Source organism: Streptomyces sp. NBC_01426 (assembly GCF_036231985.1).
Classification (GTDB): Bacteria; Actinomycetota; Actinomycetes; order Streptomycetales; family Streptomycetaceae; genus Streptomyces.
Map to the genome: position 1 here is coordinate 238,425 of NZ_CP109502.1, position 20,894 is coordinate 259,318.

A 20,894-nucleotide genomic window follows, 5' to 3' on the forward strand; every position below is an offset into this window, starting at 1 on the left:
CCGGCTCGCCCGAGCGGCACGAGGGCGGGTCACCTCCCGGCCGGGGGGTACTGCCATTCTGTGCCGGTACCGGGGGGCAAGGTGATGAGGCGGCCGTCGACGACCCGCTTCTCGACGGCGGGCTCACCGCCAGGGGCTGCGACGGCGGCGCGGTGGAGCGCGACGCGTGCGGCGGGGGTGCGGGGGTGCTTCCGCCAGTACGGGTGATCGCCGATGCGCACGGAGAGATGGAACAGCCACTGGTCGAGCTCGGCCCGCCGCTCGGTGGTCGGCGTGGCGGAGAGCTCGTTGTAGGTGCGGATGCTCTCCTGTTTCAGCTGGATCAGATCGGCGGGGAAGAGCCAGGTTTCGGCCATGTCCTGATTACAACACGAAATCGAACAGGCGTATGATTGAGCCATGACCGTCGACTACCCCCCTCGTCTCGTCGCGCTGCAAGCACAGCTGCATCGCGTCCGCTCCCAGCACGAGGAACTCTGCGCGACACTCCCGTGGTCGGCGGACCCGCTGGAGGGCTGGCAGGCGCGGGAGGGCGTCTACTCCCACCGCGGCGACGTCGAGGCCAGCCCCGGCTACACCCCGCAGCAACGGGCACGGAAGGCGGCCTTCGAGCGTCGACTGAGCCGGCTGACCGGCCTGGTGCTGACCGACCCGTTCTGGGCGACGCTGGCACGCGAGGACATCGTCGAGGCGCGGATGGGACTCAAGCGCGCCCACCTGGTTCAAGGGGCGTAGTCGTGGACCTGGCGGGCGGCCCCGCGTGGCTCCCGCCGGACCTGGAGCGCCTGCGGACGGTGGAGACGCTCCTGTCGGTCCTCCTTGACGAGACCCGGGTCCGGATCGCCGCGGTGGAGGCTGAGGAGCGGGTGCGCGCGGACGCGGCCCGGTACCGGCCGCCGGTGGTGGAGTGGGTCATCGAGTACGGGATCGACGCGGCCGGCCGCTCCGTTCTCGTCCACACCGGTGACTGCCCGCTGGTCTCCGGTCGCTCCCGCCCGGCCACCCGCGCGCAGGCGGTCGAGGCGCTGCGGGACTCGATCGCGCGCGCCTGCGCGATCTGCCGGGTGGACTCCGCCCTGGGTCTCCTTGACGTCTGAGCCTCCGAGGGCCTGGCGCCCGGCGGCACTGTCCCGAGGGCGGCGAGGCCCGTCCCGGTCCATGGCGGCCAAGGGGAGTAGCTCCACGGGGCGGGCGGGGATCACACCTTGCTGGTCCAGCCGTTCACGGGTGTGCGCTCGCCCACCCTGCACGCGTAGGCGATTACGTCCCCGATCCGTTCCGCGCTCTCGTGTCGGCCCTGGTCTTCCAGCTCGACGGTGAGCATCCCGGGGGTGGGGAAGGTGGTTTCGGTGATCTCGCCGGTCGCGTACAGCCGACTGATCGCGCCCCGTCCCGGTGGGACCGCAGAATCTCGCGCACGGATTCGTCTGTCAGATGGTCCACGGGCTCAGAGTAGGGACGACACCGGGGCGAGCGGTGTATCACGGGCGCCTCGTACCGCGCACGTGGAGGCGAAAGCCCCGGCAGACCGTGAGGTCTGCCGGGGCTGTTCGGGCCGGTGTACCGCAATTTCGAGGGGTGAGCTCGTCGCCTTTATCGGTCACCAGCGCCGAACGGCTGCCACCGTGCCATATGCAGGTCGTTCAGTGCTCCGGACGGCTCCGTCGGCTCCTCGGATGGATGACCCTCCACGCCCGGACCGGCCCGGTCCGGTCCGATCCGGCGGACCCTGGAAGAGAGATGACGAGGGAGACCTGCGGGTGACGCTGAGACCACCGGTTGAGCCCATGCTGGCGCAGGCTGCGGAGTCGGTGCCGACTGTGGTGCGTGATCTTGCTTTTGAGCAGAAGTTCGACGGGCACCGCGCCCTGCTGTTCACCCCCGCCGAGGAGGGTGGCCGGGTCCAGTTGCAGACCCGCCGCGGATCGCTGATCCAGGACCGTTTCCCGGACTTGGTCGCTGCTGCGGAACAGCTCCCCGACAGGCTGGTTCTCGACGGCGAACTGGTGGTGTGGGACGCCGAGGCCGGGCAGCTCAGCTTCGAGGGTCTGCAGCGCCGGGCCGCCGCCGGCAGTCGCACCGCGCCCGGGCTGGCGGCCAGCCTGCCGGCCTACTTCGTGGCGTTCGACGTCTTGATGGCTGACGGGGTCACGCTGCTCACCCTGCCTTACAGGGAGCGTCGACGACGGTTGGAGGTGCTGTTCGCGGCCCGGGCCCTGACAGCCCCGTGGACGCTGTGCCCGATGACAACGGACGTGGCGAAGGCGCGGGAGTGGCTGGAGTCGTGGACCGACGTGTCCGGCGTTGAGGGCCTGGTCGTGAAAGGCATGAACCAGCGCTATCTGCCCGGATTTCGAGGCTGGTCCAAGATCCAATACCGTTAGGTTAATGGTCGGGTGGGGGTGGTATGAGGGTGGGGCTGCGGGGCGGGGTGGGTGACTGTCGGTCTTCGGGTTTCTTGATGAGGTATCGGGAGATGACGCGTTTGATGACGCGCGGGTTGGTCCGCGGTCGTCTGGGTGGATTGATGTTGGCGAGGAGTTCGTCAAGCATCAGGCGGAGTGGGTGGTGTCGGTGAGGGGGGAAAGTCCGCCGGCGGCATCAGGGCGATGCGGCGGGCGGCGCGTAGGCAGGTGGTGAAGGACAGGCGGTCGGGGTCGAGAGCGTCGGCGTTGACGCGGGTGGCTTCGATCATGTGCACGCGCAGGGCGTAGTGCACGAGGAGGTGGCCCCAGATTTGTTGGAGGATTCCGTCCGGGGTTTTGCTGGTCAGGACGGTGCCCGCGCCGATCTGCTGGGTCTTGAGCTCCTTGAAGGTCGTCTCGATCTCCCACCGCTCGGTGTAGAGGGCGGCCAACTCGGGGCCGGGGTACCGCTCGTGGTCGAGCAGGGTGGTCAGGAGCGTGTAGGTCTCCCGCCCGTCGTCAAGGTGGTAGCGCAGGGCTCGGACCTCGATGCCGTGCTCGCGTCGGTGGTCGGCCCGGCCGTGGATCGTGGTGATCCAGGAGCCGTCCGGCAGGAGCCGGTCGGGCGCGAGTCCGTAGCGTCTGTTCGCCAGTCGCAGCAGCAGATCGGCGCCGGAGTCCGACCAGGCCCGCCACAGGTCCACGCCCGGCAGGCCGCGGTCGCCCAGAACCAGCATGCCCGGGCCCATCGAGCGGGCCAGGTCTCGGGCGGTGGGCGCCTCGTGGACCGCGTACGCGCTGATCACCGCGTCGATGACGGCGTGTGTGCCGCACTCGACCAGTCCCACGATCTTGGCCTGGGGGAACGCCGCCCGTTTGTAGGGCTCCCTGCCCTCCTTCGGTCGGCCGCCGTGTCGGCCGAACTCCTCGTCGTTGGCCGCGGTGTCCGCCAGGTCGAGGCAGGTGCCGTCCACCGCCATCAGCCGCAGCCCACGCCAGAAGGCCCAGGTGTCCGCGGGCTCGGCCAGCGGTACGGCGGCGCGGGTGAACAGTTCCCGCAACGGTTCGGCTCCCAGCCGCTGACGTGCCAGGAAGATGGACGGCTTGCTCGGCTCCCGCCACGCCCCCAGCAGGCCGATCTGCCGCAGCCCGAACGTCGTCTTGCGCATGACCTCCAGATACGGGTCCGGCGAGAACAACGCCATCCCGAGGACGAAGTACACCATCAACCGAGCCGGCAGCAGCCGAGACCGCCGCTCCACCCGCCCACACACCTCAAGCACCTCGTCCACGAGCCCGGCCGGATACACCCGCGCCAGCAGCCCAACGCTGACCACATCACGCAACTCAGGCTCCACAAACACCCCCTGAAGACCCGCCATACACCACGGAGGAACAGACTAACCTAACGGCATTGGTCCAAGATCAGAAGACGGGACACCACAGAGGCGATCGTCGGCGCGGTCACCGGCACACTGACCCGCCCGCAGCTGCTGGTCCTCGGACGCTACGACGACACCGGCCGCCTCCGGGCGGTAGGCCGAACTGTCGCGCTGCGCCCGGAGCAGGCCCGTCAGGTCGCGGAGCACCTGACCGCCGCCGGCCCCGGGCATCCGTGGACGGGGGTGCGGTTCGCCGCCGCGTGGGGGTCCCGCGATTTCCTGGACGCGGTCCTGGTCCGCCCGGAGGCGGTGGCGGAGATCAGCGCAGACCGGGCTGTGGACCGGGGCGGCGTGTTCCGGCACCCGCTCCGATTCAAGCGGCTGCGCCTGGACGTGGGCGCCGAGGACGTGCCAGCGTTCGGGGCAGGGCCGGCTTCGGCCACCGGATGAGTCCTCGCCGCAAGGGCCCGTCGACGTCTGCCGAAGAGGTTCACCGGTTCAAGCGGGTACGCGGCCCCCACGCGAACTCAAGGTCGTCCAGGAGAACGGTCTCCAACGCCTTTTTCCACCGGCCACGCAGCAGGAACGGCGCGGTCTCCATCCGCTCGCAGACGATCAGGCTTTCGGGCTGACCGGCCAGCATGTAGCGGCCGTGCTCGGCCGGCCTGCTGCCCGGGCCGTACGAGCGCAGCAACTCCTCCAGGCGTGCGCGGTGCTGTTCGGCGAACACCTGAAGGCGCTCGACGTATCCTGCTCGCTCGTCCTCGCGCACGGCGCTGAGCGCCACGGTCAGGATTTCGTCCGACGCCTCGGAGCTGAGGAAGTCGGTCGGGTCGGCCAAGGCCCATGTGCAGCGCCGTGCCGCCGACAAGACCTCCTTCGTGTCCAGGGCCGGAGCCTGTTCCTGCGCCGGGGGTTCCGGAGTGGAGGGGGCCGGCTGCCGAGGGTGCGCGAGCAGCAAGGCGCTGGAGGCGGCGAGTCCGCGCTGGGTGGTGGCCGTGGTGTCGGCGATGCGCAGCAGGTGGCTGGCGACGTCGCGGACCCCGGCGTGCCATCCGTCCTCGAACTGCGGATCTGACCCGTGCGGGGCGCTGCTCTCGGAGATCCAGGTGTGGGCCCCCGCCACGGCGCCGGCTTCCAGCTTCGACACGATCTCGTCCGCCTGCTCGGGAGTGACGCCGAGGGCGGCGAGGGCCTTGAACACGGTGAACCGCGCCCCTGTCGCCTCGCTTTGGTGATGGCCGATGCGGGCCAGCTCCTGGCCGTACGCGTCGGAGTCGGACTGCTCGGTGCTCACGCTGTGCCTCCATTGTCTGTGGGGTTTGACGGCCTGGGCCGGATTGCGTACGGGGGTCGGGGCTCGCGTCTCGATGGCGGAGGGCGCGGTTCAGGGCGTGGGGTGGGGGCGCTTGGTGCCCTTGCGTCCGTCGCGCAGGGCGGCGAGGAGCTCTTCGGGCTCAGGGCGGAGCCCGCTGCCCAGGTAGCGGATGCCCTCCCCCTCGGGCGGCGTGTCGGTGGCCTTGCCGATGGGGTGGCGGCGGCTGGTGGCGGTCCGCCATCCGTAGCGGGAGTCCCACACCACGGCCGCGGCCGGCTGGTCGGTGTCGAGCGGAACGGCCGCGGCGACGTGTTCTCCGTCGGGCTGGCGCATCTCCACCTGGACTTCCTGGGCGATGCCGGCCGCGGCCAGGAAGTCGGCGGTCCGCTGCAGGTACGGCTGATCCTTGCGTGCGCGCAGCTCCCGTTCGGCGACCGCGATGGCCATGCTGTCGGCCTGGACCTGGGTTGCGGGGTAGCCCAGCTGGCGGGCGGCGTCCTTCAGGTCCAGGCCTGGCTGCTTCTCGACGAGGTCGGCGATGCGCCGGCCGCGCAGGGTGGCCAGGCCGGACTGTGCGGTGGGTCGGAAGGTGATGCCGAGGGTTTCGGCGACGTACTCCCCCTTGACGGCGGGGTCGGCGTCCAGGAGCTCGGCGATCCGCGGCAGGATCTCGTCGCGGGGGATCATGTCGCCGCTGCCCGTGGGGCGGCCGCCGCCGGCGGCCTTGCCGGGGCGCTTGTTCTTGTACGCGAGGACCAGGTGGCGGGGCCAGTGCTCGGTGCCCTTGGGGCCCGCGGGCACGAGGACGACGCCGGCGGCCAGGTCCGGGTCCTTCTTGTAGGTGTTCCAGGTCACGGGGGCGATGCTGAGCAGTTCGGCGGCCTCGTGGCGGTCCAGGAGGTCCTCGTCGTCGTCGACTTGGGGCAGCTCGGGGATGGGTTCGCCGGCGTAGTAGGCCTTGGTCTGCTCCGCGTCCCAGAGCTGGTTGCGGGCGCTGGGCGAGCTGATCGGCGCCGGGTGGCCTTCGGCCGCGTACGGCTTCTGGTTTCGGACGGTGACGAGCTTCTTGCCGAGGGCATCGGCCAGGTCGGACATGGTCTGGACGTGCTGCAGGCGTCCGGCGCGGATCATGTGCTTCTCCTTCATCGCGGGGCGGGGCGCTCGGGGCGCCCCGCCGGTGGGGTGTCAGTCGTTCGTGGGGTCGGGCAGGCAGTGCGGGTTGCACGGCGCGCCGGCCTCTGCGCCGCATCCGTCGCAGGGGCGGGCGGCCGCCTCGATGAGCGGGTGGAGGCGGGCGAAGGCGCTGTCGGCGCCGGTGTGCGGGGTGATGCTGCCGCCGGCGATGACGTACACGGCATGCGGCGGGTTACCGGTGGTGCGCACCCGGATGCCGGCGGTGTCGCCCGGGCCGGCGGCGAGTCCGGGGATCGCAAGGACGCCGGTGGCGGGGACGTTGGTGACGCCGGCCTCGGTCAGGAGCTGGGCGAGCCGGGCGAGTTCGGCCACGGCGGCCGCGGAGGTCGCCGGCCAGGCAGGCGCGGCGCCCGCGGTCTGCGTCGGGCTGCCGGCGGGGTACGTCAGGGAGAAAGACACAGGGCCTCCAGGGTGTTGGGGTGTGTTCGGTGCCGCGGGCTGCCACCACCCGCAAACAAGAAAACATTACCTATCTTGCATCACCGTTGGCAAGTGGAGTGGTCGCACCGCCGCGGCGTACGGATACACTCGGAAGCGAGATACATCTCTCGGGTCTCCCGCGGAGTGTGTTTTCGGTTGGCCGGCGCCCTTGCCACCCGCCTCGGCGGAAGTGGGCGCCGGCCGCTTTCTTTTCCGCCGGCCGCAAGGCTCCCCCGCACACCGGCTGGTCTCCGCGTCCTCTTCGCCTTCCGGGTTCCGGGCACGTCCTCCTGCGCTAGCCTCGTTGCAGCATCTACGACTTGGAGGCCGCGATGCGGATCGTCTTCGACCCGGCCGAGCAGGAAGCCTTGCGTGCCGACGCGCGGGAGATGGCTGACAGCGACCCGCAGATCGCCTACGTCCTGGAGCGCCTGGCCGGCGAGGGCGTCGATCTGGACGCCGTCACCTCCTGGGAGGACCTGCGCGAGAACCTCGGGCAGCCCCCGCTCGACGACTCCGCTCCCACCTCGCACGTCGCCTGATGGGACGCCACGCACCCAAGCGCGCCCGCATCGTCTTCTACGACGTGGCGCAGGACCAGGTCGAGAAGATGACGGAGGCCGAGCGCCTCCGGCTCGACCCCGTACTGGTGGCCGTCTCCAGGAATCCCGAGATCGGCGTGCTGTCGAAGCACGGCGCGATCCGTGAATACCGCGAGGACGGCGTCCGGATCGTGTACGTGCCGACCGCCCTCGGCACCCTGGTCCTGGTCGCCTACGTCGAGACGGACTGACGTCTTCGAAGGGCCGTGAACAGCTGGCCACAGCAGAGCCCCGGACGCGACGTCCGGGGCTCTTGTCTTCGAGCCGGGTCCGGTCGACGATCACTCAGGTGCCGTTCGGCGTCTGCACCGTGCAGCGCTCGTGTCGACCACAGTCGACTTGGGTCTCGTAGCGGTCGGCGCTGGCCGCGCCGGAATTCGGGACCAAGATGGTACGCGGCTGGGCACCGGTCCACCGCGCGGCCAGGGCGTCGGCGGCCTGGGGCCGCCAAGACGGGACGGGTGCGCTCTTGTCCGGGGTGGGTCCGGCGAGGAAGACGGACGGGCCCACCCCGGATGGGCTCGCGGGCCATGACGAGATTGATGCTGTTCACGAGGAGGCTCCGTTCTGCGCGGCGGCGCGGGCAGCGTGCTGCGGGGTCCAGGGCAGGGGCAGGTTGTCGCCCTCCTGGCGGGGCACGACGTGGACGTGCAGGTGGAAGACGGACTGGGTCGCCTCGGTTCCCTTCGAGGTGATGAGGTTGGCGGCGGGGAGCTCCGCCATCAGCTCGGCCGCGCGGCGATACACCGCGGCGGTCACCTCCGGGTCGGCGCCTGCGTCGGCGACGTGAACGCGCGGCAGGACCATGACGTGACCGTCGGTCACTCCGCCGGTGCGCGGTCGGATGGCGAGGGCGTCGGGCCATTCCCGGAAGATGGCGGCCGGGGCCTGGCCAGCGGCGATGGAGCAGAAGACGCAGGTCTTCACGGCGGGCCTCTCCTGGTGGGCGGTGAGTCGATCGGGTCTCGTGCGGGGTGGGTTGGTCAGATCCAGTGGAAGATGTCGCGGACCTGGCTGGCCGCGCCGCTGAGGCTGTCGGCGGGGAGGCTGTAGTCGATGTCGTAGGGGTCCTCGGTCTCGTCCATCACGGCGCTGGAGGCGGCCACCAGGACGTCGGCGAAGGCCTCGTGGACGTCGGCGTCCTTCAGGGCCTGGACGATGTCGCCCTGATTGGCGTGGCCGCGGGTGATGGCGTCGGCGAGCAGGCGGAGCGCGGCGGCTGCGGCCGGGGCGAGGTCTGCGAGGTCTCCCCCGTCGGCAGTCAGGCTGGCGCGGGCCGGGGTCTCGATGCCGGTGATCGTGGCGAGGTGCTTCGGGGCCGGGGTCTCGCTGGTCACTTCGACTCCTCGGAGTGGGTGGCGGGGCTGAGCTGTGGGGTGCCGGGTCAGGGCGGCCCGACCCCCCAAGAATGCCAACAAGAAGTTGGCGTATCAACATGAAATTGGCCAACTCGAACTTGGCCTTTATGTCGTGGAAACGCCAGCGCCCCCGACCTCCGGCAATGAGGTCGGGGGCGCCAGGAGGATCTGCCAGACTCGGCCGGGGCCTGCCAGCAGGGACGCGGTGGCGCGCACGGCCGGCAACGGTCTTACCTGCACCCGCGCACACTCCCTACTTGGCGAGGTGGTCCAGTGCGCGCTGCAGAAGCGGCCGGTGCGCGGCGTAGAGGGTGCGGCCGGCGGCGATAACCGCGGCGTCGAGCTGGTCGAGGGAGACGAACGGCCACCAGTTGGCGTCGAGGGCGTCATCGGCCGCGACGGCGGTCACTGTGGCGGGCAGAAGGTACAGCGCGCCGGTGGAGGCGACCCATGCGTTGTCGCTGTTGCGCCAGTCGTCCACGACGTCGCGGCCGAGGACGATCGGGTGGTGGTCGGCCAGATCGATGCCGGTTTCCTCTCGCAGTTCGCGGACCAGGGCGGCCGGGGCGGTCTCGCCGGGATCGACCATGCCGCCGGGGATCGCCTCCACGTGGATGTCGGTCCGAGTGATCAGCAGCACCCGGCGCTGGTCGCCGCTGCCCGCGACGACGATCGGGTCCGCGGCCTGGTTCTCGCCCCACTTCCCGAGGTTGCGGCCGGTACGGCCGGTGCGACCGTGCGGGTGCATCGGCCAGCCTCGCCCGTCGAGTTCGAACGGGACGAGCGCGGTCGCCCGGCGCTGGTCCCAGTCGTGCACATCGGTCGGTGTGGGCGCCGCCTCTGCCCAGTTGGGCACGTGGTGTGCCAGTGCCGACGGCTGAAGCTCCGGCGGCGTGATGTCCACGGGGGTGTACTCGCTCATCATGGATCTCTCCTCTTCTCGTGACGGTTCTTGGGGACCGGGCGGCGGCCGTCTGCGGTTCGCGGCGCCGGGCGCTCGGGGTGTTGGAGCTAGCGGTTCCGGCCGAGGGCGGCCAGGAGGCGGGCCAGGTCTCGGCGCAACAGGGCGCGCCAGGTGTTCGGCACCGGCGGAGGCGCGGGTGCGATGGCCGGCGGCGCCGGGTCGGGGTCGGGCAGGTCGTGGTGGCGGACCTGCAGCATCGCGGTCGGCCAGGTGCCCGTGGGGAACCCGGCGGCGGTCAGGGTCTCGGTGAGGAACGCCCAGCCTGCGGTCCGGTTCTGCTCTGGACGGGGAGCCCTGGGGGCGGCCGTACCTCTTGGCCGATGCTGCGGCCGCCCCTGGGATCTTCGGCGCCGGCCTACTGGTCGGCGGTGTAGCGGTTGACCTGATTGCGGATGTGCTCGCGGCTGAAGTCGAGGTGTTCGGCCACGGCCCTCTGCGTGAGGGTCTTGGCGTCCATCTCGGCCTTGACCGCGGCCCAGTAGGCGCGGTGGGCCGCTTCGATGGCCTGGTTGCGCACTGTGGCGGCCTTGTCGAGGCGGGCCTTGGCCGCGCTGACCTCGCCGGCCTCGGGGGTGTCGGGTTTGGTGGGGGTCATGGTGATCGGCTCCGTGTCGGTTGAGGGACGATGTAGCTGCCCCCTGCTCCGGTTGAGAGCGGGTTGGGCTGGCCCGGGGCGGGCGGCTTGGTTGGTAGCCGGTGATGCCGCCCGTCCCGGGGGTCAGAGCGCCTTGGCCTCGGGCTCGCAGGCGTGCGTGAGGGCGGTGTCGAGGATGGGTCCGATGCGGTCGGGGTAGTCGGTGATCTTCATTGAGAGCCCGCACTTGTGGCACTCGAACTGCGCGGTCTTCATCGGCGTGGTCAGGCAGCCGAGGGCTCGGCGGATCAGTTCGGCGAGCATGCCCCTCTCCTTCGGTCGGTCAGACGGCGAGGGCGATGATCCCGGCGAGGACCAGCAGGGCGACGGCAGCGGCGGTGATGTCGATGGCGAGCCGGAGCGCGCGGAACTTCCGAGCGGCGATCCGGGACAGGACCACGATCAGTTCGGCGCTGCGGTCGGTGGCGATGTCGGCGGCGGCCTGTTCGGGCGTGCAGGTCGCCCAGTGGAGGTAGGAGCCGCTGACGTCGCCGCCGAGGCGGGGGCGGACGATCAGTAGGACCAGGAGCATCGCGGCGGCCAGGGCGGCCGCGCCGATCCCGGCGGCGATGGTGGCGGCGACGGGGAGGTCGTGACCGGGGACGGTGGCGATCAGGACGGCGAGGGGGAGGCCGAGGACGGTCAGGAGCGCGGACGCTTTGGCGTCGGTCCTGCCCATCTCGGCAATCACCTCGGTGCGGGCCTGGGCCAGGCGCGCCTCGGTGGGGGCGGCCTGCGATAACTGCTGGATCTGCTCCATGATTCGTCGCCTCCGGTCGTCGGTGCGGGCCCTTGCCCACCCCTCAATGATGCCAAGTCTGAGTTGGCATGTCAACTCAGACTTGGCCAACTCGTGATTGGCGTTCAGGAAAGGGGTCGACTACTCGTCGACGGGGTCGGCGTGCAGGTCGTCGTACGCAGAGGCGGCCCTCCCCCAGAGGTTGCTCGCGCGCTCGGCGGGCTCCTGGGCGCACAGGCGGGCGTAGAGGTCGGGGAAGTTGCGGCCGGTGCCATCGCCGTCGGGGTCGTTGTCCATGGCTTCGGCCAGGGCGAACGGGTCGGTGGGCACCCGCGGTTCGAGGTGGTCGAGGTCGGGGCGGAAGGCGCCGGTGGCGATGACCGTGCCCTCCACGTGCGCGGTGGAGTGCAGCTGCCCGCGCAGGCCGGCGGCGATCTCCTCGGCGTGGCTCTCGTGTTCGTACGGACCGATCCGTACGGGGTCCAGGCCGGGCCGGTGGAGGATGACGGCGTGGCCGACCGGGTCGGTGTAGCGGACGGGCCGGCCGAGCTGGTGGGCGTAGGCGATCTCGGCGCGGGTGGAGTCGCCGATGTATCCGCCGGTGTTGACGACCAGGACTTGGTCGCAGGCCCGGATCTTCCAGCGGTGTAGCGCGTCCAGTGCGAGCTTGAGCTCCTCGGCGGCCGCGGGTTCGGCCCACAGCGGGTGCGCCTTCTTCATGTCGCAGCCGGGAGCGAGGACCACGCGGCCGGCGGCCGTCTCGCGGAAGTTGGCCTCGGCGAGCTCGCTCCAGAAGCGGGTGGAGCCGCAGAGGGTGACGACCGTGGGCCGGTCGGTGGAGGTGTCGGACGGGTTGAGCAGCTGCTCGGAGGTGGCGGCGGCCGCGATGCGGCCGGCGGCCTGAAGGTCGCGGTGGTGGTGCTCGCGGTTCATCGGCATGTCCTTCGTTCTCGGGAAATGGGCGGGAGGCCGGCGCAGTTTGGGGGTGATGCCGGTAGTCGTGCGGGCATCCGCTGCCGGCCGATGTCCAACATCGTCATCGGCCCGTCGCGCGTAGCTCGCGCGTGTGGCACAGGACGGGGCCGATGCTTGCCGGGCAGTCCGTCGTCGACGATCCTGCCCTTCTTGCCCGTGACCCGGGGGTCGTCCCCGCAGGCGAGGATCTCTACCTCGTCGCCGGCTTCGAACACGTTTCTCCTTGCGTCGTTGGCGTGGGGGTGGTGAGTCTGAACGTGGGCGGCGGTCGGCACCGCGGGCCGGGGCGGCGGGCTCGACTGGGGGCCGCCCCCGAGGGCGGGCCGCCTAGCGCATCGGCATGATCAGGTAGCTCAGCGCCGTGGCGTCCTCGTCGGTGGGTACGAGCAGCGCCGGCTTGGCGGGGTGGACGATTCGCAGGCGAACCCGGTCCGTGTTCAGCGCGGCGACGGCGTCGAGGAGGTAGCCGGGGTTGAAGGCGATGGAGACGGGGGCGCCGGTGAGCAGATCGGTGGTGGCGGGGATCCGATCGCGGCCGGAGGCGTCATCGGAGGTGCCGGCGCTGAGGGCCATGTCGCCGTCGGTGAGGTGGAGGGTGACGGCGTGGCCGCGTTCGACGACGAGGGCCATGCGCTTGACGGCATGGGCGAAGTCGGCGCTGTCGAAGTCGGCGGTTGCGGTGAAGTCGGTGGGCCACAGGGCCTTGTGATCCGGCAGTCGGCCTTCCATGGCGCGCAGGGTGAGCGTGCGCGAGTGGCCGGTCAGGCCGAGGACGCCGTGATCGGCGGGGAGGGTGAGGTGGATCTGCTCGTCGGAGGCGAGGATCTTGGCGGCTTCGGCGAGGGACTTGGCCGGAATCGTGACGGTGTCGGTGGTGCCGGTGGGCGCGGCGCGGCTCCAGGCGATGGAGCGGAGCGCGAAGCGGTAGCGGTCGGTGGCGGCAAGGCCGATCGTGTCGTCCGTGATCACGGCTTGGATGCCGGTCAAGATCGGCAGGGCATCGTCACGTCCGGCGGCGGTGGCGACCTGGTGGACCGCTTCGGCGAGGGCCGGACCGGAAACGGTCCCGGCGGCCGGGGCGGGGCGGGGCAGGGTGGGGTACTCCCCCAGCGGGAGTGTGTGCAGGGTGTAGCGGATGCGGTCGGAGGTCAGGACCAGGCGGGCGCCGTCGAGTTCGAGGTCTACCGGGGCGTTGCCCTTGATCGTGCGGGTGATGTCGGCGAGGAGGCGGCCGGAGACCAGGACGGTGCCGGGGGTGGTGACCTCGGCGTCCACGGTGGCCTTGGCGCTGGTCTCGTAGTCGAAGGCGGCGACGCTCAGGGCGCTGGCGGTGGCCTCCAGCCGGATCGCGGCGAGGACGGGTACGGGGGGCCGGGCGGGCAGGGCCCGGGCGGCGTCGGTGACGGCGGCGGCGAGCGGGGCGAGGTCGGTGCGCAGCTTCATCGGTGCTCTCTTCCGGGTGGGTGGGCGCGCCGCCGACCGGGCCGGGGTGCGCGGGTGTGCAGGAGAGGGGGCCGCGGGCCGTCCGGTGCGACCCGGACGGCCGGCGGGGCCAGGTCCCTATTTCGTGGCGGCTGCGCGGAGCTCGCGCAGCCGGCGACGGTCGGTGTAGGTGGTGCCGGCCCAGATACCGGGTCCAGCGTGGGTCGGGTGGTCGAGGGCCCAGGCGAGGCACTGCCGGCGGGTGGACTCCGGGCAGTTCACGAGGCACTCCTCCTGCCCCTTCAGGCGCTGCGCCGGAGAGCCCGTCCAGTGCTCGGGGTCGGCACCGGGCGCCATGCAAGGTTCGCTGCCGGTCAGCCGCGGCCACGGGGCGCGCTCGGGGGCGGTCACTCCTCCGCACCCGTGGTGCCGGAGGCCGGGACGGCGGCGGTGGGCAGCAGGTGCTCGAAGGGTTCCCAGGCCGCAAGTTCGAAGCTCATGTCCAGGGCGTCGAAGGGGTAGACGACGCCCTGGGTGTGGTCGTTGTGGGCCGCCTTATCCGGCGGGAGGTTGGAACGGTCGCCGGCGTCCGAGTCGTCCGCTGCCTTGTCGAGGTCGACGTACGCGACGACGACGTGGGTGTCGGTGCGTTCCAGGACGTACAGGCTGCGGAGGGGCATCTCGTCGGGGTCGACGTCGTGGCGGCGGATCCAGGTCTGCCGGGTGGCGGCGACGGCCCACGCCTCGCCTGCGTCCGCGGCGTCGGTGACGGTGGTGCAGGCCTGCTTGTACTCGACGCCTTGGTCGACGAGTTCGTTGACGCGGGCCCGGATGTGGTCGCTGAGGGCCTGGTCGCCGATCAGCCAGTTCAGGGAGATGAGCCCGGTCACGACGCCGCTCCCGTCCGGGTAAGGGTGTGGGAGATCGTGGGGGTGGCGAGGAGGCGTGCCAGTGCGGAGCCGGGGCGGTGAGAGCTGAAGGTGGCGGGCAGGCCGCAGTTCCAGCAGTCGGCCTCATCGCCCTCCCAGGCGACGTCGCAGCAGGTGCAGACGAACTCGCGGTCGACGAGCTGTGGGTTGGTCTTGACCAGAGACTCAAGGATCCGTGCGGCGATGCCCAGTCGGTGGGCCGTTGAGGTCCTGGGCTGCTTCTTGCGGCGGGTGTTGTGCATGATGGTGGTCTCTCTCCTGTTTTGGCGGGTGAGGGGCCCGGGACGGCCGGCGGTTTCTCAGGCCTTGACGGCCGTCCCGGGGCGGATCTATCGGGTGATGTAGTGGTGCGTGGCCTGGTTCCAGCGCAGGTCCCATCCGGCGCGCAGTCCGCGGGCGGACCAGTCGGTGTGACTGGTGGCGGCGGGGATGTCCTGGTCGGCCATGGTGTGGAGGAGTGCCGTCTCCCAGGCGCGTCGTGCGGCCTGGCGCGCCTCGCTGCCGTTCTCGGCGAGTCCGGTGAAGACGTGCACACCGCGTTCGCCGGTGCCGGCGCGCTCTATCGGGACGTCCACCTCCCACATGAACTGGGGCATCGTCATCCCTCGGCGTCCGGGTCGTACAGGACGCTGACCGTCAGCGGAGTGACGAGTACGCCCGTGCCGTCCTCGTCGTCCTGGCCGGGGCCGAAGAGCATCAGCTCCTCGGTGGCGTCCGTATCGCCGGACTCCGGTGCCCAGCCGGTGGACAGGCCCGGGGCGAGGGGACGGTGCTGCCTCAGTACGGTCTCGGCGCAGGCCCGGGCGGCTTCGCGGGTGGTGAAGGTGCCGTACGGGATGGCGTTGGCCTGCGCGCGATAGGCGGTGAGTTCGCCCGGCCCGTGGTCGGTGAGGTGGGTGATGCCGGGGAAGACGGCCTCGGCAGCGGCCAGGCGGGCCTGGTTCACGATGGCGGCGCCGAGCAGCTGGAGAATCGGTGCGGTGAGCGGCAGCGTGCCGGCGGCGGCGAGACGCCAGATGTCGGCGATCACGGTGTCGGGGTCGGTGGGAGAGGTCATCGGTTCTCCGTCTCGTTGCGGGCCGGTCTGTCCGGTCCTCGGCGACGCCCGGCCCTGGAGGCCGGGCATCGCGGGGGGCCGTCAGCAGCTGGCCGCGCTCGGCAGGTGCAGGGCTTCGTCCAGGGCGGTCCAGAGGATGTCGCCGGGCTCGAAGGCGGTGGCGGCGAGGGTGAGCTGGTGGGCGCGGGTGACGGCTTCGAAGGCGGTGTCGCCGACGAGGCGGCGGGGCCAGGCGTCGCGGAGTTCGGGGAGGGTTGGGGGTGCGGCCGTACCAGGTGTAGGCCAAGCCGTTGGCGCGGGAGACGAGCAGCCCCGGGTGGTGGTCGTCGCCTTGGAATCGGACGAGGAGGTCGAGGCCGGCCTGCTCGGCGGAGTCGACGAGGCGTGTGAGGATCTCGGGGTCGGCGACGAATCCGGTGACGGCGGCGCGCTGCTCCCACAGGTTGCCGGCGCGGTCGGCGGCGTTGTGGCCGGGCTGGGAGTCGTCGGTGAGGAATCCGGCGCGGTTCGCGGCGGCCAGGCAGGGGATAAGGGGCAGGGTCTCGTCGTCGGGCGCGTGGTTCGGCATGATCTCGGGGCGGGAGCGGATGTCGCCTTCGAGCCAGCGGGCGGTCAGTTCGCCGAGGTCGGAGAAGGTCGTGGCGGCGCGCCGGAGGCGGCGGTCCGCACGGCATGGCCAAGGATGTCGGATCTGCATGGCGGTCCTCCTGTCGGGTTCAGAGCCGGGCGGCCAGGTCCTCGGCGTCGTAGGCCTCGTGCTCGCGCTGGTCGATCAGCAGCTCGTAGGCGCTGACGGTGTTGGACTTCATGGGCGTCTGGCCCCAGACGTGCTTGAGGTAGTCCAGGTGGAGGCCGCGGGCGGTGCGGTTGCCGAGCTGGTGGGCGTGGACGAGCTCGTGCACGAGGGTCTGGGCGACATCGATCTCGCCGTGCATGTTGGCGATCTGAAGGACGATCAGTACGCCATCGCGGTCGATGGTCGTCTGGCCGTAGGCCCGGCGGGAGTGGCGGTCGGCGCGGCTGGCGGCGTTGACGTCCGTGGGGGTGACGCCGGGCAGGAGCTTGGCTTCCGCGGTGTTCACCAGGTGGTCGAGCTGGCTCGCGTCGCCGTTGAGGATCAGGTGGATGGCCGGCAGGGGGCCGAACTTGTCGCGAACGAGCTTCTCGGCGTGGGGGGCGATGGCTTTGGCGTACTTGCTGTAGGGGCCGCCTCCGAAGAGGAAACGCTCGATGGAGATGTGCATGCGGGGCGCCTTCCGGGTTGATTCGGTCAGGTCGGGTGGGTGGTCGGGGAGATCCGGAGGAGAACCCGAACCCCAACAAGAAAACTATACCCACTACATGTCACTGCGTCCAGGGGGATTCCCCTGCCGCCCCCGTCAGTCCCCCGCGCGCTCGGCGAACTCGGCGGCCCGCTGCAGGAGGTCGAGGACGGCGCCGACCGTCGGGGCGACCACGTTGTTGTGCACGGCGATGTCGAACTGGCGACCCAGAGACCGCGGGTCGCGGCCCTCCCGGCTCCACTGCGCCTCCATGCGGGCGCGGTAGTCGGGCGTCGGCTGGGCGTACGCGGCCGATTCGGCCATCGCGGAGCGGATGTAGATGTGGGAGCGACCGACCGTGTCGCTGTCGGCCGGGGCGGCCATGAGGGCGCCGAGAATGCAGTGCCGGCCGGTGGCGTCACGCAGCTCCCCGCGGCACCATCCGCCGGTGGCCAGCGCGGCGGCGGCCCGGCGGATGTGCACGCTGGCCCGGGTCGCCGGGCGCTGGTGGCGGCGGGTGATCCGGTCGAGCAGGGAGGGGCGTGCGGCCGCCTGGGCGGCGGCGGTGGCTCGTTCGCTGCGCTCGACCTCGGCGAGGCCGGCGGCCGCCAGGGCGGGAATGTCGAATCCGGCAGGAGGCGCGGGCTGTTCGGGGGCCGGGGCGGCCGCGGGGGCCGGGGTGATCTTCTTGAGCCAGGCTTCGACCTCGTCGGCCAGGAGGCGCGTGCTCGCGTCGGGAGCCTGGGGGCCGAAGGCGGCGGGTGCTGCGGATGCGGGCATGGCGAAGCCTTCCTGCGTGCTGCGAGATGGTGGGTCGGGAGCTCCGGGGGCGGCCGGCTGAGTGGTTGGCGACCTGGTGGCCGGCCCCGGAGGGGGTGGATCAGGCGGTGTACTTCCGCACGTTCTTGTAGACGTAGTCGCGCTTGCGGCCCATGGCGTCGGCGACGTCCTGCTGGGCGCCGTGGTAGCTCTTGCTGAGCTCACCCATCCGCTGCCAGAACTCCTTCTCGGCGGCGAGTACGGCGTTGTCGCGTGCGCTCTGGGCGATCTGGACGGCGGCCTTGATGTCTTCCGTAGTGCTGGGCTCGGTGTCGGGTCGGGGGGTCATGTGTGCTCCTGGCGGATGGTGAGGGACGATGGTTCCGACCCTCCTGCTCCGGTTGGAGCGGGTTGGGAGACCCGGGGGCGGCGGGCTGAGTTTGGCGACCTGGCCGCCGTCCCCGGGGTGTCTCTACTGCAGATCCTTACGGGCGTCGGCGGCCGGCTCGTCACCGGCCCGACCGCGCCCGAGCACGCCGTCGGCCTTGCTCAGGTGGAGGGCGGACGCGTGGAGGCGCTGGGCCTGACCCTCCTCCCCTGCCCGGCGAGCCTGCGCGTGAGCGCGGCGGTCGTATCCAGCAGTCCGCCGGTACGCAGGCTGCGCTGGGTCGGGTCGGCGCCGGAGTTGAACTCGTCGCGGATGTCGCTGAGGTCCTCCGGCAGCGTGTAGAGGGTGTCGCCGTCCCAGCGGTCCGGGTTGATCCGGGCAGTGAACGCGTGGACGCCGAGAGCGGTGACAACCGCGGTGATCGTGATGCCGTTGTAGCGGACGACGGCGGACAGGAGCTTCACCCCGGCACGCCGGGCGCGCGCCGCCCGGATCGGGCGGTGCTCCAGGGACTGCGGGCGGTCGGTTCCGACGGGGTGGACCGGGACGTTGGTCATGACGGGGTCCTTCGGGCCGCTGATGCTGGCGAGTTGGGAGGTCTCGGGGCGGGAGGCCGAGTTGGCAACCTGACGGCCCTCCCCCGAGGAGTTCGAGCTGCCAGGCTGGAGGCGGTCTGCTGCGAAGCACGTAGACGAGGGGGCACCCCGGCCCGCCAGTCCAATATGCATCTCACGTGAATGCATTGCAAGCGAATGCCTTAGAGAGTTTCGTGGCGGTCCTCCACCCACGCCTCGGGGGTGTATCTGGCACTGTCACTGGCCCCGCCCCAACGATCCGGCTTGATCGTGGCAGCCGGCTCGTACCGCCTCCGGACAGGGATGGGCGGCTCTCAGACATCGCTAAGGCTCCTGATGGCCTCCAGTGCCTGGCGGGGCGAGGCGATCTGGGGCTCGGAGCGGTTACTGGCTGCCTTGGGCCCGCCCTTACCGCCCCCGCCATCGCGACGGCGGGAGCCGCCATCGTCGTCGCCGTCGTCGTCGTCGTCGTTGGGCTCGGGCCAGAACTCGCCGGGGCGTACGGGTTCGTTCCAGTCGAACCACAGGCCGCGCTTGGTCAGCTCGCTGACCTCGTGGTCGGTGAGCCGGTTGACGACCTCGGGGAACAGCTCGGCGAGGTCGGTGTCGAAGTCCGCGTACAGGGACCGCATGAGGACCGCGCGGCCGTTGTCCATGACCATGATGGCGACGCCTCCGGTGGAGACGCCGTTCTCCGGGTCGGCCTCGCCGCGCATGGCCCGCTCGATCGCGGAGCCTTCCTGCTGGGCGTAGCGGGCGGGGATGGTCGGGACGTCGTAGGTGTTCTCCATCGTGCCCTCGGCCGCTTTGCGGGTGGCGGCGGGGCTGCCCATGTTGAAGATGGTCGGCCGGCTGTTCTGGCGGAGGTTGTCCTTCATCTCGGTGGAGAACCCGTTGTGGGCGAACGGGGACTGGCCGGCCGGGTTGAGGCCGATGCCGTATTTGAGGCCGGTGACGGTGAGGTCGTCGCCGTCGGTCTGGATGAACGCGCCGAACTGGGCGTCCTGTGCGGCGGTCATGAACTCGTCCGTGAACACGTTCAGCTGCTTGTAGGGGCAGCGGGGGTCGCCGGGCTTGTAGTCGTGCGCCTCGCCGTCGTGCGGCCAGGGCATCTCCGCGCGGATCTCGCACAGCGCCTTCGCCGCGCGCAGGGAGCGGGCCATCCACAGGGCGTTGGAGCCCTGCCGGTCGATGTACTTCCCCAGGACGGTGGTCTTCTCGTCCTTGCGGACGGTGGAGAGCCACACGACCTGCCCGGCGAGGGACATGGCGGCCATGTCGATCGCGAAGAACTGCGTCTTCCCCGACCGGGACACGCCCAGGATGAGGCCGTGCCGGGCGGCGTTCTTGTCGTGCTGGAACACCATGTTCTTCACCGGCTGGCCGGTGATGGTGTATCCGCACACGTACATGCCCTTGGCGTCCGGGGTGAGCAGTTCGCGGGTGGCGGGGAAGATCGCGGACAGTGGGGGCTTGTCGAAGGCGCTGATGAGGAACTCGGTGCCGTCGATGAGGACGAAGACGCAGGAGTCGTCCTCGGGCAGGCCCAGGCCGCGGCAGACCTTCGCCAGGTCGATGCGCGGGGTGGTGGTGGCGTCGGCCATTTTCGCTCGGTAGAAGGTGACCCCGCGCTCCTCGTCGCGGGTGTGGTGGACCAGTTCGGAGCCGGGGGCGCCGCCCTTGGGTCCGCCGACCTTGTCCGTCCAGCGCTCCTGGGGGGTCGGCTTGGTGCGTCGGCGCTGGTTGGCGTCGGGGGTGATGCGGGCCTCCAGCCAGCCCGGCCCGCCCTGGCGGCCGGGCTGGACCGCGACGTCCATCAGGACGACATCGTGCGCGGGCACGCCGAAGGGGGCGGCGACCGCGGTCTCGGACAGGCCGGTGATGGGCCGCCCGGGCTCCGAGGCGCGCAACAGGAGTGTCATGTCGTGCTGCATCCCGGGGTGTCGGGTGGCCTTGACGATGTGGGTGCGGGCCGGGCTTCCGGCCTGCTCCCACATCATCCGAGCGTCGCGGGTGAGGAGGTCGGCGCCGTCGTCGACCGGCCGCGGAGCCTCTTCCGGGGCGATCTCGGGGGTCGGGTGCGGGGCCGGGGCGGCGAGGGCGGGGCGGTGGCGGGTGCGGGCGTGCCGGGAGAACGGCATCACCAGGTAGCCGGCGGCCGCCCAGCCGGCGGCGAGCAGCCCATCCATCCACCAGGGGCCCCAGCCGGCGGTGGTCTTGGCGGTGACGTCGATGGCGGCCGCCAGGACCAGCGGGGACCAGCGCAGGATCTTGCGCCCGGCGCCGTGCGCGTCGCTCTTGGCGGCCAGGAGCCAGCCGCCGATCCCGGCGGCGCCGGCCCATTGCACGATCTGGTGGACGGGGCTGTCGGGGTAGACGTTGGGGGCCACGGCCAGCACGGGCGCGGCGAGGGTGTAGGCGAGGCGTTCGAGCACGACACTGCGCGGCGTGGACACCAGGTTCTCCTTCGGAACGAGGACGGGCGGCCCCGCAGAAACGCGGGGCCGCCCG

At 71.3% G+C, this 20,894-nt stretch carries 31 protein-coding genes and 1 pseudogene; 6 read left to right on the forward strand and 26 right to left on the reverse strand.

Features of this window, described 5'->3' with window-relative positions; all coding sequences use genetic code 11:
• Positions 1 to 29: 29 nt before the first annotated feature.
• Positions 30 to 356, reverse strand: a complete 327-nt coding sequence (locus tag OG906_RS39560; RefSeq protein ID WP_329449086.1) for a hypothetical protein — start codon at positions 354 to 356, stop codon at positions 30 to 32.
• Between the two features lie 43 nt (positions 357 to 399).
• On the opposite strand from OG906_RS39560, the gene OG906_RS39565 reads away from it, so the two are divergent.
• Both OG906_RS39565 and OG906_RS39570 read left to right on the forward strand, forming a co-directional pair.
• Positions 400 to 735: a hypothetical protein gene (locus tag OG906_RS39565; protein ID WP_329449087.1), complete on the forward strand. Its 336-nt coding sequence runs from the start codon at positions 400 to 402 to the stop codon at positions 733 to 735.
• Between the two features lie 2 nt (positions 736 to 737).
• Positions 738 to 1,097, forward strand: coding sequence for a DUF6233 domain-containing protein (locus tag OG906_RS39570; RefSeq protein ID WP_266976170.1), 360 nt, complete (start codon positions 738 to 740; stop codon positions 1,095 to 1,097).
• A gap of 101 nt (positions 1,098 to 1,198) precedes the next feature.
• Here OG906_RS39570 and OG906_RS39575 read toward each other — a convergent pair whose 3' ends face one another.
• Positions 1,199 to 1,324 (reverse strand): hypothetical protein, encoded by a 126-nt coding sequence (locus OG906_RS39575; protein WP_266976172.1) that lies wholly within the window; start codon positions 1,322 to 1,324, stop codon positions 1,199 to 1,201.
• A 436-nt stretch (positions 1,325 to 1,760) separates the two neighbouring features.
• On the opposite strand from OG906_RS39575, the gene OG906_RS39580 reads away from it, so the two are divergent.
• Entirely contained in the window at positions 1,761 to 2,384 is a 624-nt protein-coding gene (locus OG906_RS39580; RefSeq protein WP_329449088.1) for an ATP-dependent DNA ligase, read from the forward strand.
• A 161-nt stretch (positions 2,385 to 2,545) separates the two neighbouring features.
• On the opposite strand, the gene OG906_RS39585 is transcribed toward OG906_RS39580, so the two are convergent.
• On the reverse strand, positions 2,546 to 3,742 hold the full coding sequence (locus OG906_RS39585; protein ID WP_329449239.1) for an IS4 family transposase: 1,197 nt from the start codon (positions 3,740 to 3,742) through the stop codon (positions 2,546 to 2,548).
• Positions 3,743 to 3,898: 156 nt separating this feature from the next.
• On the opposite strand from OG906_RS39585, the gene OG906_RS39590 reads away from it, so the two are divergent.
• The gene (locus OG906_RS39590; RefSeq protein WP_329449240.1) at positions 3,899 to 4,237 is read left to right on the forward strand and encodes an ATP dependent DNA ligase; all 339 of its coding nucleotides are present in this window, start codon (positions 3,899 to 3,901) and stop codon (positions 4,235 to 4,237) included.
• A 40-nt stretch (positions 4,238 to 4,277) separates the two neighbouring features.
• Here OG906_RS39590 and OG906_RS39595 read toward each other — a convergent pair whose 3' ends face one another.
• The 3 genes from OG906_RS39595 to OG906_RS39605 all read right to left on the reverse strand — a co-directional run bounded on the left by OG906_RS39595 (position 4,278) and on the right by OG906_RS39605 (position 6,698).
• On the reverse strand, positions 4,278 to 5,084 hold the full coding sequence (locus OG906_RS39595) for a hypothetical protein (protein WP_266976174.1): 807 nt from the start codon (positions 5,082 to 5,084) through the stop codon (positions 4,278 to 4,280).
• A 90-nt stretch (positions 5,085 to 5,174) separates the two neighbouring features.
• Positions 5,175 to 6,236 carry a DUF6292 family protein gene (locus OG906_RS39600; RefSeq protein WP_329449089.1) on the reverse strand — a complete coding sequence of 354 codons (1,062 nt, stop codon included), beginning with the start codon at positions 6,234 to 6,236 and terminating at the stop codon, positions 5,175 to 5,177.
• Positions 6,237 to 6,290: 54 nt separating this feature from the next.
• Positions 6,291 to 6,698, reverse strand: a complete 408-nt coding sequence (locus tag OG906_RS39605; protein WP_266976178.1) for a hypothetical protein — start codon at positions 6,696 to 6,698, stop codon at positions 6,291 to 6,293.
• A gap of 341 nt (positions 6,699 to 7,039) precedes the next feature.
• Here OG906_RS39605 and OG906_RS39610 point away from each other — a divergent pair, with 341 nt between their 5' ends.
• A complete protein-coding gene (locus OG906_RS39610) occupies positions 7,040 to 7,261 on the forward strand; it encodes a hypothetical protein (protein WP_329449090.1) in 222 nt (73 codons plus the stop codon).
• Complete coding sequence (locus OG906_RS39615; protein WP_266976182.1) at positions 7,261 to 7,512, forward strand: hypothetical protein; 252 nt, start codon at positions 7,261 to 7,263, stop codon at positions 7,510 to 7,512. The genes OG906_RS39610 and OG906_RS39615 overlap by 1 nt, the downstream gene beginning before the upstream one ends.
• 358 nt (positions 7,513 to 7,870) lie before the next feature.
• Here OG906_RS39615 and OG906_RS39620 read toward each other — a convergent pair whose 3' ends face one another.
• From OG906_RS39620 to OG906_RS39710, 20 genes and pseudogenes are all read right to left on the reverse strand, one after another.
• Positions 7,871 to 8,248 carry an HIT family protein gene (locus OG906_RS39620; protein WP_266976184.1) on the reverse strand — a complete coding sequence of 126 codons (378 nt, stop codon included), beginning with the start codon at positions 8,246 to 8,248 and terminating at the stop codon, positions 7,871 to 7,873.
• Between the two features lie 56 nt (positions 8,249 to 8,304).
• The gene (locus OG906_RS39625) at positions 8,305 to 8,658 is read right to left on the reverse strand and encodes a hypothetical protein (protein WP_266976186.1); all 354 of its coding nucleotides are present in this window, start codon (positions 8,656 to 8,658) and stop codon (positions 8,305 to 8,307) included.
• A 274-nt stretch (positions 8,659 to 8,932) separates the two neighbouring features.
• Positions 8,933 to 9,604: an NUDIX domain-containing protein gene (locus tag OG906_RS39630; protein ID WP_329449091.1), complete on the reverse strand. Its 672-nt coding sequence runs from the start codon at positions 9,602 to 9,604 to the stop codon at positions 8,933 to 8,935.
• A gap of 86 nt (positions 9,605 to 9,690) precedes the next feature.
• The gene (locus tag OG906_RS39635) at positions 9,691 to 9,840 is read right to left on the reverse strand and encodes a hypothetical protein (protein ID WP_266976190.1); all 150 of its coding nucleotides are present in this window, start codon (positions 9,838 to 9,840) and stop codon (positions 9,691 to 9,693) included.
• Positions 9,841 to 9,998: 158 nt separating this feature from the next.
• Positions 9,999 to 10,238 (reverse strand): hypothetical protein, encoded by a 240-nt coding sequence (locus tag OG906_RS39640; protein ID WP_266976192.1) that lies wholly within the window; start codon positions 10,236 to 10,238, stop codon positions 9,999 to 10,001.
• 123 nt (positions 10,239 to 10,361) lie between these two features.
• Positions 10,362 to 10,541 (reverse strand): hypothetical protein, encoded by a 180-nt coding sequence (locus OG906_RS39645; protein ID WP_329449092.1) that lies wholly within the window; start codon positions 10,539 to 10,541, stop codon positions 10,362 to 10,364.
• A 19-nt stretch (positions 10,542 to 10,560) separates the two neighbouring features.
• Complete coding sequence (locus OG906_RS39650; protein ID WP_266976196.1) at positions 10,561 to 11,037, reverse strand: Pycsar system effector family protein; 477 nt, start codon at positions 11,035 to 11,037, stop codon at positions 10,561 to 10,563.
• 120 nt (positions 11,038 to 11,157) lie between these two features.
• Positions 11,158 to 11,949, reverse strand: coding sequence for a hypothetical protein (locus tag OG906_RS43785; RefSeq protein ID WP_371591630.1), 792 nt, complete (start codon positions 11,947 to 11,949; stop codon positions 11,158 to 11,160).
• 369 nt (positions 11,950 to 12,318) lie between these two features.
• Entirely contained in the window at positions 12,319 to 13,434 is a 1,116-nt protein-coding gene (gene dnaN / locus OG906_RS39660; RefSeq protein WP_329449093.1) for a DNA polymerase III subunit beta, read from the reverse strand.
• 117 nt (positions 13,435 to 13,551) lie between these two features.
• Positions 13,552 to 13,824: a WhiB family transcriptional regulator gene (locus tag OG906_RS39665; RefSeq protein WP_329449094.1), complete on the reverse strand. Its 273-nt coding sequence runs from the start codon at positions 13,822 to 13,824 to the stop codon at positions 13,552 to 13,554.
• Positions 13,821 to 14,303 carry a hypothetical protein gene (locus OG906_RS39670; protein WP_329449095.1) on the reverse strand — a complete coding sequence of 161 codons (483 nt, stop codon included), beginning with the start codon at positions 14,301 to 14,303 and terminating at the stop codon, positions 13,821 to 13,823. The genes OG906_RS39665 and OG906_RS39670 overlap by 4 nt, the downstream gene beginning before the upstream one ends.
• Positions 14,300 to 14,584: a hypothetical protein gene (locus OG906_RS39675; RefSeq protein ID WP_266976204.1), complete on the reverse strand. Its 285-nt coding sequence runs from the start codon at positions 14,582 to 14,584 to the stop codon at positions 14,300 to 14,302. Before OG906_RS39675 ends, OG906_RS39670 begins: the two co-directional genes overlap by 4 nt.
• Positions 14,585 to 14,671: 87 nt before the next feature.
• Positions 14,672 to 14,944 (reverse strand): hypothetical protein, encoded by a 273-nt coding sequence (locus OG906_RS39680; RefSeq protein ID WP_329449096.1) that lies wholly within the window; start codon positions 14,942 to 14,944, stop codon positions 14,672 to 14,674.
• Positions 14,941 to 15,399, reverse strand: a complete 459-nt coding sequence (locus OG906_RS39685) for a hypothetical protein (RefSeq protein ID WP_329449097.1) — start codon at positions 15,397 to 15,399, stop codon at positions 14,941 to 14,943. Before OG906_RS39685 ends, OG906_RS39680 begins: the two co-directional genes overlap by 4 nt.
• 262 nt (positions 15,400 to 15,661) lie before the next feature.
• Positions 15,662 to 16,096, reverse strand: a pseudogene (locus OG906_RS43790) (DUF6919 domain-containing protein); the annotation flags it as partial.
• Between the two features lie 19 nt (positions 16,097 to 16,115).
• Positions 16,116 to 16,643, reverse strand: coding sequence for a hypothetical protein (locus OG906_RS39690; protein ID WP_329449098.1), 528 nt, complete (start codon positions 16,641 to 16,643; stop codon positions 16,116 to 16,118).
• A 135-nt stretch (positions 16,644 to 16,778) separates the two neighbouring features.
• Entirely contained in the window at positions 16,779 to 17,441 is a 663-nt protein-coding gene (locus OG906_RS39695; RefSeq protein ID WP_266976214.1) for a DUF6197 family protein, read from the reverse strand.
• Between the two features lie 100 nt (positions 17,442 to 17,541).
• A complete protein-coding gene (locus OG906_RS39700) occupies positions 17,542 to 17,769 on the reverse strand; it encodes a hypothetical protein (RefSeq protein ID WP_266976216.1) in 228 nt (75 codons plus the stop codon).
• 200 nt (positions 17,770 to 17,969) lie between these two features.
• Entirely contained in the window at positions 17,970 to 18,365 is a 396-nt protein-coding gene (locus OG906_RS39705) for a hypothetical protein (protein ID WP_329449099.1), read from the reverse strand.
• A gap of 332 nt (positions 18,366 to 18,697) precedes the next feature.
• Positions 18,698 to 20,839, reverse strand: coding sequence for a chromosome segregation protein ParM (locus OG906_RS39710; RefSeq protein ID WP_329449100.1), 2,142 nt, complete (start codon positions 20,837 to 20,839; stop codon positions 18,698 to 18,700).
• Positions 20,840 to 20,894: the final 55 nt, after the last annotated feature.